This is a genomic window from Streptomyces purpurogeneiscleroticus (assembly GCF_020024005.1).
GTDB classification, from domain to species: Bacteria; Actinomycetota; Actinomycetes; order Streptomycetales; family Streptomycetaceae; genus Streptomyces; species Streptomyces purpurogeneiscleroticus.
The window spans coordinates 1-11224 of the sequence record NZ_NHSG01000449.1 but is presented as its reverse complement, the minus strand read 5'-3'; the positions used below and the strand labels follow the sequence as shown (position 1 = coordinate 11224).

The following is an 11224-nucleotide window of genomic DNA, read 5'->3' as shown; positions in this document are numbered from 1 at the left end:
CCCGCCTCGCCTCCCGCATCCGTCCCGGGGCCGCGCCAACCCGTCCGTACCGTCGCTGCCGATGCCGAACCCCCGCGTGCCGACATCCGACCGCTCCCCGAGGAGCTGACCGCCCGCCGCGTCCTCAACCGGGGCCAATCCGCGGCCCTCGGCGCGCTCCTCACCCTCCCCGTGCTGATCCCCGCGATACAGCTCGCCACCGGCAGCGGCCCGTCCCTGCTCGACTGGGCCCGCTGGGCCGTCCTCGCCATCCTGCTGATCGACGTGGTCGCGGTCGTCGGCCAGTCGGTGCTGGTGCTGGCCGCCTGGCGGGCGCCGGTGCTACGGGGGAGGCACCTTGATCCGTACGGAGTGCCCGACGAGGACCTGCCGCGCTACACGGTCCTGGTGCCACTGCACCAGGAACACCGGATTCTGCCCGACCTCGTCCAGTACCTCTCCGCACTGAACTATCCCACCGACCGCCTGCAGATCCTCCTGCTCATCGAGAACGACGACCACTTGACCCGCGCCGCCCTGGAGAAACTCACCCTCGGCCCGCAATTCCAGGCGCTGATGTTCACCCCGAGCCTGCCGCGCACCAAACCGAAGGCGTGCAACATCGGCCTGCGTCACGCCACCGGTGACCTGTGCGTCGTCTACGACGCCGAGGACCGGCCCGCACCTGACCAACTCCGCCTGGCCGCCGCCGCGTTCCGGCGATTACCGGACCACATCGTCTGCGTCCAGGCCGAGCTGCAGTTCTGGAACCCCTGGACCAATTGGCTCACCGAGTGCTTCGCCGCGGAATACGCCCTGCGGTACTCGCTGGTGCTGCACGGACTGGACCGCTTGCGGCTGCCCGTCCCGCTCGGCGGCACGTCCAACCACTTCCGCACGGCCGCCCTGTGCGACCTCGGCGCCTGGGACCCGTACAACGTGACGGAAGACGCCGACCTGGGCATGCGGCTGGCCCGCCGCGGAATGGGCACACGCATGCTCACCTCGGTGACGTACGAGGAAGCCAACAGCGAGATGGGCAACTGGATCCGGCAGCGCAGCCGTTGGATCAAGGGCCACATCCAGACCTGGCTCGTCCACAACCGCAACCCGCTGCGGACCTGGCGCGAGCTGGGCACCCGCGGCTTCCTCGCCCTGCATTTCACACTTGGGCTCGGCCCGCTGGTCCAACTGCTCAACCCGGCTCTGTGGTTGCTGACTCTGTATTCCCTTCTCGCGGATGCCCACTGGGGGAGGGCGCTGCTTCCGTCCCCCGTGCGCGAAATGGCCCTGACCGCGATAGTGGTCGTCAACCTGATGCTGATCGGTCACTTCGCGGCGGCCTGCGCGGCCCGCCGCCTGCACCGGTCCATACCCACGATGCTGAGCCTGCCCTTGAACTGGGTGCTGATGTCGCTGGCCGCGTACAAGGCGCTCGGCCAGCTGCTCCGGCCCAGCCGCCGCCACTTCTGGGAACTCACCCGGCACGGCCTCGCTCCACAGCCGACCGAACCCGGAGCGCACGTCCGGAACGACCCCACGGCACCGCCTCCGGACGACAAGCCAACGGCGGGGGTACGCAACTCGGGGACCGCGGCCTGACGCCGCGCCCTCAGCTGAGGGGCTCCGCCGCCTTGGTCATCCGCCCGCCTGCGTCACCGGTGTTGAGTGTCCCCGCCGGTTCGAGCAACAGGATCGCGGTCTCCTCGTCTGCCACCGGGCAGTGTTCGACCCCGCGAGGAACCACGAACAATTCGCCGGGCCCCAACACCACATTCCCGTCTGTGAGCTGGATGGTGAGCCGCCCACTGAGCACCAGGAACAATTCATCGGTGTCCTCGTGGGTGTGCCAGACGAACTCCCCCTTCAGTTTGGCCAGCTTGACTTCGTAGTCGTTGAGCGTGGCCACCTTCTTCTGCGCCCACAACTCGCTGAACTGCGAGAGCTTTTCGTCGAGGTTGACAGGAACAGCTGACGTGGACATACGGCACCCTTTCTCCGGGCCGGCCATCGGGAGCGGCCTCTCAGGCCCTCCAGCCGGTGTGACGAGCCTGCCGCGCCGGGGTCCCGCCGGTCTTGTACGTTCCTGACATGGCCTCTGACCGCCCCCGCACGTCCGTCACCGCCTGGCGGCCACCGGTCCCCGGGATCGCCGAGGTCTTCCACGCACACTTCACCGACCACGCGTACCCGGCCCACACTCACGACACGTGGGACCTGATGATCCTCGACGAGGGCTCAGTGAACTTCGCGCTCGACCGCCGCCGCCATTCGGCGACCGGCAGCGCCAGTGTCCTCCTGCTGCCTCCCGGCGTCCCCCATGACGGCCGGACCGTCACCGCGGCCGGGTTCCGTAAGCGCAACCTGTACCTCGAGGACTCCGTACTCCCGCAGTGTCTGGTCGGCAGGGCCGTGGACACTCCGGTCCTCAGTGACGGGCTGCTGCGCCGCCGGATCGGCCGATTGCACGCTGCTCTCGTCCCACCCGGAGACGGGTTCGAAGCCGAGTCCCGCCTCGCGTTCATCCGGGAACGGCTCCACTTCCACCTCGCGGCGCTCCAGCCGCGCACGCCGGGGCGCGAGGCAAACCGACTCGCCGCTGAGCTGCGGGAACTCCTGGACGCACGGATCCACGACGGCCTGTCCCTGCACGAGGCCGCGGCCACCCTGCATGCCCACCCCACCCACCTGATCCGCTGCTTCAAGCAGACCTACGGCATTCCGCCGCACACCTACCTCACCGGCAAGCGCATCGAACAAGCACGTCGCCTTCTCCTCGACGGTCACCGCCCCGCCGAGGTCGCCACCACCGTGGGATTCCACGACCAATCCCACCTGAATCGACATTTCACTCGCCACGTGGGCACCACGCCCACGCGTTACCAGCGCACTCGCACCGGTGCTTAGCCGTTTACGGTTGTTTGCCGGCTCTGGCTGCGCGGATAGCGTGCAGCCGGGACCCGAGTGATGAGGAGGGCGCGTGCGATTCGCGTTGGATGCACTGTTCGCTGACGTGCCTGTGGAGCAGGTCGATGAAGCTCGGGAGTTTTACAAGTCGAGGGCGGCCGGACGTGGCCCCAGCACGCTGGAGGAGCTGAAGGAGGTACGAGCGAGGAGGTCTGCTCCTCGTGCCGCTGATCCGCCTGCCATCGAAGAGACGATCGAAGCCGCGGGGGCGCGCGTCCCGGTCCGGATCTTCATGCCTGTCGGCGGCCCGCCGCGGGGCGTCTACCTGGACATACACGGCGGCGGGTTCTACATGGACTCCGCGGCGCACGGGGACGCACGCAACCGTGAGCTCGCAGACGGCCTGCAGCTCGCCGTTGTCAGTGTCGACTACCGGCTGGCTCCCGAGGATCCCTGGCCGGCGGCGCCCGACGACTGTGCGGCGGTGGCGCTCTGGCTCGTCGAAGAGGCCGAGGCTCGCTTCGGGACGTCCCGGCTGGCGATCGGCGGGAGCTCCGCGGGAGCCACACTCGCGCTGGTGACCCTGCTCCGGCTGAGGGACAGCGGTGCCGTTGGCCTGTTCGCCGGTGCTGCTCTCCAATTCGGTACTTATGACTTGAGCGCACAGACCCCGGCCGGTCGCCGCATCGCGGACGAATACTTCATCCAGGCGTACGTCGGCCATGTGGAAGACCGTACTGTTCCCGGTATTTCTCCCCTTTACGGCGACCTTCGCGGGCTTCCCCCGACGCTGCTGGTCGTCGGCAGTGCGGACGTGCTGCTGGAGGACAACCTGGCGCTGGCAGGCCGGTTGTCGGCGGCCGGCAATGACGTCGAGGTCCGGGTCTACCCCGAGTCCCCGCACGGTTTCACGGGCCACCCCACGGCCATGGCCGGGACGGCGCTCGGCGGCATCGACTCCTGGCTGCGCGACCGGATGGCGCAACCGTAGAAATCTGCGGTTGGTGCGCCGGCCCGTCGGCGCTCCCGCCCTCATGGGGAAGGCATGGGGCGTGGCCGAGCCGATCTTTCTCGCGCGCCGGGGTAGGCGGGCCGGAGATCCCCGGGCATGCTTGGCGCCGAGTACCGCGAGGAGGACCACCGATGAGTGCAACGGAGAAGACCACGGGGCCGGACGGCCGTCCGCTGTCGTACGAGAGCGGGGAGCGTGACCGCCCGCTGCTGGACCGGACCATCGGTGCCGATCTGGAGCTGGCCATCGAGCGGTTCGGTGACCGCGAGGCGATGGTCGACGTGGCCGGCGGGCGGCGATGGACGTACGAGCAGTTCGGGCGGGCCGTCGACGAGGTCGCGCGCGGGCTGCTCGCCAAGGGCGTCGCGAAGGGCGACCGGGTGGGCATCTGGGCGCCCAACTGCCCCGAGTGGACGCTGGTCCAGTACGCCACGGCCCGTATCGGCGCTGTCATGGTCAACATCAATCCGGCCTACCGGAAGCATGAGCTGGCGTATGTGCTGAACCAGTCCGGTGTCGAGGTGCTGGTCTCCGCGACGGCGCACAAGAGCAGTGACTACCGGCGGATGGTGGACGAAGTGCGCGCGGACGCCGGACGGCTCCGGGAGGTCGTGTACATCGCGGACCCCAGCTGGGAGGAGCTGCTGGCGGCCGGTACGGCGGTCCCCGCGGAGCGACTGGCGGAGATCGCGGCGACCCTCGCCCCCGACGACCCGATCAACATCCAGTACACCTCCGGCACGACCGGCTTCCCCAAGGGCGCCACCCTCTCGCACCGCAACATCCTCAACAACGGCTACTGGGTGGGCGAGACGGTCGGGTACACCGAGCGGGACCGGGTCTGTCTGCCGGTGCCGTTTTACCACTGTTTCGGCATGGTCATGGGGAATCTCGCGATCACCTCGCACGGTGCCTGTTCGGTGATCCCCGCGCCCGCCTTCGACCCGGCCGCCACGCTGCGTGCCGTGCAGCAGGAGCGTTGTACGTCGCTTTACGGCGTGCCGACGATGTTCATCGCCGAGCTGAATCTGCCCGACTTCGCCTCGTACGACCTGAGTTCGCTGCGTACCGGGATCATGGCGGGCTCGCCCTGCCCCGTGGAGGTCATGAAGCGGGTGGTCGCCGAGATGCACATGGCCGAGGTCTCCATCTGTTACGGCATGACCGAGACCTCGCCGGTCTCCACCCAGACCCGCCGCGACGACGACCTGGAGCACCGTACGGAGACGGTCGGCCGGGTGCTGCCGCACGTCGAGGTGAAGGTCGTCGACCCGGTGACGGGGGAGACCGTGCCGCGCGGCGAGCCCGGCGAACTGTGCACCCGCGCGTACAGCGTCATGCTCGGCTACTGGGAGGAGCCGGAGCGCACCGCCGAGGTCATCGACGCGGACGGCTGGATGCACACCGGCGACCTGGCCGTGATGAACGACGACGGGTACCTCCGCATCGTCGGCCGGATCAAGGACATGATCATCCGGGGCGGGGAGAACGTCTATCCGCGGGAGATCGAGGAGTTCCTGTACGGCCACCCGAAGATCGCGGACGTGCAGGTGGTCGGCGTGCCGGACGAGAAGTACGGCGAGGAGATCGCCGCCTGCGTCATCCTCAAGGACCCGGCCGACACGCTCACCCAGCAGGAGCTGGCCGACTACTGCCGCGACCGCCTCGCGCACTACAAGGTGCCGCGCCACCTCGACATCCTGGAGTCCTTCCCGATGACGGTCAGCGGCAAGGTCCGCAAGATCGAGCTGCGCGACCGGCTGGCGAGGGAGGTGTCCGGCGGCTCAGCCGGCCAGGCGTAGGAACGTCCACGGGTCGTGCGCGTTGAGCACCGTGATCTCCTCCCCGCGTGCGGCCTCGGCCAGCCGCCGTTGGTTGGCGATCCGCAGCTCCGCGTCCACCTGGGCGTCGAGCTGGATGAAGTCCAGCAGCGGGTGGGAGGACGGGTTCTCCGGGGCGATCTCCCGGTGGTAGAAGTAGGCGTCCCCGGCGTGCAGCAGCCACCGGTCCCTGTCCCGCACGGCGATCCCGGCGTGCCCCGCGCTGTGCCCGCCCAGCGGTACGAGGAGGAAGCCGCCGCCGAGGCCCGCCAGTTCGCGCACGCCCGCGAAGCCCGCCCAGGTGTCGCCGCCGTCCCCCTCGTACGTCTCCCAGCGCGGGCCGTGCGCCCAGTGGGCGGGTCGGTAGCGGCGGCTGGGGGCTTCTGCCGCGGCGGCCGCCAACTCCTCGGCCCGCACATGGACCCGCGCGGCGGGGAAGTCGGGCAGCCCGCCGGTGTGGTCCACGTCCAGGTGGGTGACGGCGATGTGCCGGACGTCCTCGGCGCGGAACCCGAGCCGTTCGACCTGCCGTACGGCCGGTTCGGCGGGGTCGAGGCCGGGCGACGCCAGCTCCCGCCACACCGGGTCCAGGGTGTCCTGCGGACGGCGCACGTCGTCCGTGCCCAGCCCGCTCTCGATGAGCACCAGTCCGTCCGTGTCCGTTTCGACGAGCAGGCAGTGGCAGACGACGGGCAGCGGGCGCGGCCCGTCGTAGGTCGCCTCGATGGTCGTCATCGAGCCGCAGTTGAGGTGGTGGACCTTCATGCTGCCCCTCCGGTGGCGGCCGTCGCGAGCCGCGCTTCGATGTGCGCGCCGACCTGCTCGGCGACGGCGTGCAGGACGCCGACGTCCCGGCGTACCTGGGCGAGCAGCAGGGCGCCCTGTACGGAGGAGAGCGCGAGGTCGGCCAGTTCGGCGGCCGTGTCCTCGGGCGCACCCCAGCCCTTCAGCTGTGCGCGCAGCCCCGCCAGCCAGCCGTCGTACGCCGCCGCGCAGGCGTCGTTGATCGGCCCCGCTTCGCCCGCCTGCTCCAGCGCGACGGTGGCGACCGGGCAGCCGTCCCGGTAGCCGGAGTCCGCCAGTCCGTCGGCCAGTACGCCGCCGAGCGCGGTCACCGCGGCGCGCGGCCCGTCCGCGGCGGCCACCGCCACGGCCATCCGCTCACCCAGATCGCTGCCGGCCAGTGCCATGGCCTCGGCCGCCAGCTGCTCCTTGCCGCCGGGGAAGTGGAAGTACAGCGATCCCTTGGGCGCGCCGCCGGCCGCCAGGATCTGGTTGAGCCCGGTGGCTCCGTACCCCTGTCGCCGGAACAGCTCGGCGGCCGTACGCAGGATCCGTACGCGTGTCTCTTGTCCCCCTGAACGTGTCATGGCGGGGACTCTAGACCGACTGGTCTACATAGTTCAAGATCCAGACCCTCAAGGGCGGTCGAGGCGGAGTCGCTCCGCGCGCGGCAGACCGGCGACGACCAGGTCGTAGGAGTCCTCGATCAGGGCGCGGACCAGGTCGTCGGGGAGGGCGCCGGTCAGGGTGACGGTGTTCCAGTGGCGCTTGTTGAGGTGGTAGCCGGGGATGATCTCGGGGTGGGTGGCACGCAGCCGGACTGCCTCCTCTGGGTCGCACTTCAGGCTGACGGTGAGCGGGTCGGCGGCGTCCAGGGAGGAGAGCGCGAAGATCTTCCCGCCCACCTTGTAGACCGCGATGTCGGGGTTGCCGGGGAAGGGGAATTCCTCGGTCGAGCCGTTGAATTCCAGACAGAAAGCGCGCAGGGCGTGGTGATCGAACATGTGGTCATTATGTGGTCCCGAGCTCTTGACCTGACTTCTCGTCATATGGCTGATTGATAGCCCCCTTGACGAGGTGATGGAGGAAAGCTCTGTGCTCACGCTCGAAGGCAAGACCGCGATCATCACGGGTGCGGCCCGCGGCCAGGGAGAGGCCGAGGCCCGGCTCTTCGCCCGGCTCGGCGGGCGGGTGGTCCTGGCCGACGTGCTGGACGAGCCCGGGAAGCGGGTCGCCGACGAGATCGGTGAGGCGGCGCGCTATGTGCACCTCGACGTCACGGAGGAGGCGGGGTGGGAGGCGGTCGTGGATACCGCGGTCTCGGCCTTCGGCGGTGTGGATGTACTGATCAACAACGCGGGTGTGTTCCGGTCGATGCCGCTGGCCGATGAGTCGGTGGAGAACTTCGAGCGCACGCTGCGGATCAACCTCGTCGGGCCGTTTCTGGGGATCAAGGCGGTGCGGGAGGCGATGGTCGCGGCCGGTGGCGGCTCCATCGTCAATATCTCGTCCGTGGGTGGGCTCACCGGCATCCCCCGTACGGGGGGCTACGGAGCCTCCAAGTGGGGGCTGCGCGGGCTGACGAAGATCGCCGCTCTGGAGCTGGGCCAGTACGGCATCCGGGTCAACTCCGTGCACCCGGGCGTCATCGACACCCCGATGGTCGCCGAGGTCGCGGCCATGCCGGAGTCCGGCGCCCACCCGGGTGTCGCGCTGGGCCGCGTCGGGCTGCCGAACGACGTGGCGGGCCTGGTCGCCTTCCTCGCCTCCGACGCCTCCGCCTACCTGACCGGTGCCGAGATCGCCGTGGACGGCGGCTCGTCGGCGGGCCCCATGCCGCCGGCCGCCGCGCAGGGTTCGCAGGGTGAGACGGCCGGGCAGGGTGAGACGGCCGCTGTGGGATAAGTCTCGCCCGCCGTTCCGCGAGGGGCGAAGGGGGCGTGACGTGACAGAACGGGCGTGCGGTGCCGGCCGGTTGGTGGCTGGTTCTGTGCGCCCTTCTTGCCGTTGCGGTACTCCGTAGACTGTTCGGGGAGATGAACGGTAGCGACGATGCGCCGTTCGGTTGACAGAACAGGCGCGGGGTCGCGTCGCGGCGGAAGGGCGGAAAGGGTGAGCGCTCCCGAGGGCTCGATCCGGGACATGCTGGCGGCGAACCTGAAGCGCGCCCGGGCGCGGCGGGGACTCTCGCTCTCCGAACTGTCCCGGCGCTCCAGGATCGGCAAGGCGACGCTGTCGCAGCTGGAGTCCGGCACCGGAAACCCCACCATCGAGACGGTGTTCAGCCTCTCGCGCGCGCTGGAGGTGCCGATCTCCGGGCTGCTGGACACCCGCCCGGACGACAGCCCGACCGTGGTGCGCGCGGCGGACGTCGAGGTGCTCAGCGGGGACGCGGTCGACCTGCGGCCGCTGCGCCGCTTCGAGCTCGGCGAGGGCGGCTTCGAGGTGTACGACCAGCAGGTACGCGAGGGCGCGCGGCAGAACTCGCTGGGCCATGTCGGCACCGAGCACACGATCGTGCAGGCCGGCCGGCTGGCCGTGGACGTGGACGGCGAGCACATCGAGCTCGGCCCCGGGGACTACGTCGGCTTCGACGCCTCGCGGCCGCACGCCTATACGGCGCTGGGCGGCCCGGTCCGCTCGGTGCTGCTGCTCCAGTACCGGGCGGGCGTGCGGCCGGCGGAGGGCGACACGCACCCGGTACTGGGCCCGCACGCCTGAGAAGCGAAGCCCGAGAAGCGAAGCCCGAGAAGCGAAGCCCGCGGAGCGGGAGAACCGGCACAGACCTGACTGCTCGTCAGGACAAATCCGTGTTACCTCCATTGACCTCGCGACCACCCCCTCCTAGCCTCGCAGCGTTCGGTAAAGCGAACGAAGGGGTGGCCCATGCGGTCGATGAACGGAACGCGGGTCGTGGTTCTCGGTGCCGGGATCGTCGGCGCGGCCTGCGCGCGCGAACTGGCCCTGGCCGGTGGCTTCCAGGTGACCGTCGTGGACCGGGGCGGCGCCGCCGAGGCGACCACCGCGCACGGCGAGGGCAATGTCCTCGTCTCCGACAAGGGCCCGGGCCCCGAGCTGCGGCTGGCCCAGCTGTCGCGCCGCCTCTGGCCCGAGGCGCTGGCCGCGATCGCCGACGGGCCGTCCGGCGGCACCGACGCCGTACGCGCCGTCGAATGGGACCCCAAGGGCGGCATCGTCGTCGCCACGACGGAAGCGGGCGCCGCGGGCCTGACCGGCTTCGCCGCCGACCAGCGTGCCGCAGGCGTCCGCGCCGAGGTCCTGGACGCCGCCGCGCTCGCCGCCGCCGAACCGCACATCACCCGCGACCACACAGCGGCCCTGCACTACCCCGAGGACGCCCAGGTGCAGCCCGCCGCCGCGGCCGCGGCGCTGCTCGGCGACGCCCTCGCACACGGCGCCGCGCTGCGCACCGGCTGCGAGGTCCTCGGGGCCCGCACCCGGGGCGGCCGCCTCACCGCCGTCCGTACCGCCGAAGGCGACCTGGCCGCCGACCTTTTCATCAACGCCGCCGGTCCCTGGTCCGGCCGGCTCGCGGCCCGCCTCGGCGCACCCGTCGACGTCCGCCCCCGCCGCGGCGACATCCTCGTCACCGCCCCGCTGCCGCCCACCGTCTTCCACAAGGTCTACGACGCCGACTACGTGGGCGCGGTCGGCAGCAGCGCCGAGGACCTGCAGACCTCCGCGGTAGTGGAGTCCACCCGCGGCGGGAGCGTGCTGCTCGGCTCCTCCCGCCGCCGCACCGGCTTCGACGACCGGCTGCGCCCCGAGGTGCTCTCCGCGATCGCGGCGAAAGCGCTCCGGCTCTTCCCCGGCCTCGCGGGCATCCCCGTGATGCGCGCCTACGGCGGCTTCCGCCCGTACGTACCCGACCATCTCCCGGTCATCGGTGCCGATCCGCGGCTGCCGGGCCTGTGGCACGCGACCGGCCACGAGGGCGCCGGCATCGGCCTCTCGCTCGGCACCGCCCGCGTGCTGCGCGACCTGGTGCACGGCACCGCACCGGAGACCGACCCCGCCCCGTTCCGGGTGGACCGCCCCGCCGTACTGGGCGCACCGGCCCCGAGTGAGGAGAGCGCATGAGCCCCCGACTGATCCGTGCCGCGGCCGACGCCACCGGGCGGCGGCCCGACCGGCCGCTGCGCATCACCGTGGACGGCGAGCCGGTCACCGGCATCGCGGGCCAGAGCATCGCCGGAGTACTGCTCGCGGCAGGCCGCACCTCCTGGCGCACGGCACGCTCGGGCGCGCAACGTGGGGTGTTCTGCGGCATCGGCGTGTGCTTCGACTGCGTACTGACCGTGAACGGCACGCCGGACGTACGGGCGTGCCGCCGCCGGGCGGCGGACGGGGACGAGGTGCGTACGCAGTCCCGTATGCCGGAGGGGCGAGCATGACGGGCCGTCACGTCGTCGTGGTCGGCGCCGGTCCCGCCGGCCTCGCCGCGGCCGCCTCCGCGCTCGCCGCCGGCGCCGCCGTCACTCTCCTCGACGCGGCCGAGCGGCCCGGAGGCCAGTACCACCGCATGCTGCCCGAGGAGTACGGCGCCGCCCGGCCCGGCCGGCTGCACCACGGGTGGGCCGCGTTCGAGCGCCTGCGCCGCCGCGTCCTCGGCCACCCGCGCTGCACCTGGCTGGCGGAGACCGCCGTCTGGGCGCTGGAGCGGCCGGACCCCGGATGCCCGGGCCCGCCCCTCGTCCACACC

General features: G+C 71.2%; 13 protein-coding genes. 9 read left to right on the top strand and 4 right to left on the bottom strand.

Annotated features, from left to right (window positions below; all coding sequences use genetic code 11):
- Positions 1-1581 (top strand): glycosyltransferase family 2 protein (locus CCS38_RS33160; protein WP_223737070.1); only part of this gene is annotated, 1581 nt, incomplete at its 5' end.
- A 10-nt stretch (positions 1582-1591) separates the two neighbouring features.
- Here the strand turns inward: CCS38_RS33160 and CCS38_RS33155 are convergent.
- Positions 1592-1963 (bottom strand): cupin domain-containing protein, encoded by a 372-nt coding sequence (locus CCS38_RS33155; RefSeq protein ID WP_223737068.1) that lies wholly within the window; start codon positions 1961-1963, stop codon positions 1592-1594.
- Between the two features lie 107 nt (positions 1964-2070).
- Between CCS38_RS33155 and CCS38_RS33150 the strand changes: the two genes are divergently transcribed.
- From CCS38_RS33150 to CCS38_RS33140, 3 genes are all read left to right on the top strand, one after another.
- A complete protein-coding gene (locus tag CCS38_RS33150; RefSeq protein WP_223737067.1) occupies positions 2071-2886 on the top strand; it encodes a helix-turn-helix transcriptional regulator in 816 nt (271 codons plus the stop codon).
- A gap of 73 nt (positions 2887-2959) precedes the next feature.
- Positions 2960-3877 carry an alpha/beta hydrolase gene (locus tag CCS38_RS33145; RefSeq protein WP_223737058.1) on the top strand — a complete coding sequence of 306 codons (918 nt, stop codon included), beginning with the start codon at positions 2960-2962 and terminating at the stop codon, positions 3875-3877.
- Positions 3878-4029: 152 nt separating this feature from the next.
- Positions 4030-5700: an AMP-binding protein gene (locus CCS38_RS33140; protein WP_223737056.1), complete on the top strand. Its 1671-nt coding sequence runs from the start codon at positions 4030-4032 to the stop codon at positions 5698-5700.
- Here CCS38_RS33140 and CCS38_RS33135 read toward each other — a convergent pair.
- The 3 genes from CCS38_RS33135 to CCS38_RS33125 are packed head-to-tail and all read right to left on the bottom strand — an operon-like array spanning position 5683 to position 7505.
- Positions 5683-6483 (bottom strand): MBL fold metallo-hydrolase, encoded by an 801-nt coding sequence (locus CCS38_RS33135; RefSeq protein WP_223737047.1) that lies wholly within the window; start codon positions 6481-6483, stop codon positions 5683-5685. The two genes, CCS38_RS33140 and CCS38_RS33135, sit on opposite strands and share 18 nt — an antisense overlap.
- Positions 6480-7088: a TetR/AcrR family transcriptional regulator gene (locus CCS38_RS33130; RefSeq protein ID WP_223737045.1), complete on the bottom strand. Its 609-nt coding sequence runs from the start codon at positions 7086-7088 to the stop codon at positions 6480-6482. The genes CCS38_RS33135 and CCS38_RS33130 overlap by 4 nt, the downstream gene beginning before the upstream one ends.
- Before the next feature lie 48 nt (positions 7089-7136).
- A complete protein-coding gene (locus tag CCS38_RS33125; protein WP_223737043.1) occupies positions 7137-7505 on the bottom strand; it encodes an MmcQ/YjbR family DNA-binding protein in 369 nt (122 codons plus the stop codon).
- Positions 7506-7596: 91 nt separating this feature from the next.
- Here CCS38_RS33125 and CCS38_RS33120 point away from each other — a divergent pair, with 91 nt between their 5' ends.
- The 5 genes from CCS38_RS33120 to CCS38_RS33100 form a co-directional block, all read left to right on the top strand.
- Positions 7597-8406 (top strand): glucose 1-dehydrogenase, encoded by an 810-nt coding sequence (locus CCS38_RS33120; RefSeq protein WP_223737042.1) that lies wholly within the window; start codon positions 7597-7599, stop codon positions 8404-8406.
- A 207-nt stretch (positions 8407-8613) separates the two neighbouring features.
- The gene (locus tag CCS38_RS33115) at positions 8614-9222 is read left to right on the top strand and encodes a helix-turn-helix domain-containing protein (protein WP_223737041.1); all 609 of its coding nucleotides are present in this window, start codon (positions 8614-8616) and stop codon (positions 9220-9222) included.
- Between the two features lie 174 nt (positions 9223-9396).
- Entirely contained in the window at positions 9397-10602 is a 1206-nt protein-coding gene (locus CCS38_RS33110) for an NAD(P)/FAD-dependent oxidoreductase (protein ID WP_223737071.1), read from the top strand.
- On the top strand, positions 10599-10916 hold the full coding sequence (locus CCS38_RS33105) for a (2Fe-2S)-binding protein (RefSeq protein ID WP_223737040.1): 318 nt from the start codon (positions 10599-10601) through the stop codon (positions 10914-10916). Before CCS38_RS33110 ends, CCS38_RS33105 begins: the two co-directional genes overlap by 4 nt.
- A partial coding sequence (locus CCS38_RS33100; protein ID WP_223737039.1) for an NAD(P)-binding protein occupies positions 10913-11224 on the top strand: 312 nt, incomplete at its 3' end. The genes CCS38_RS33105 and CCS38_RS33100, both read left to right, overlap by 4 nt.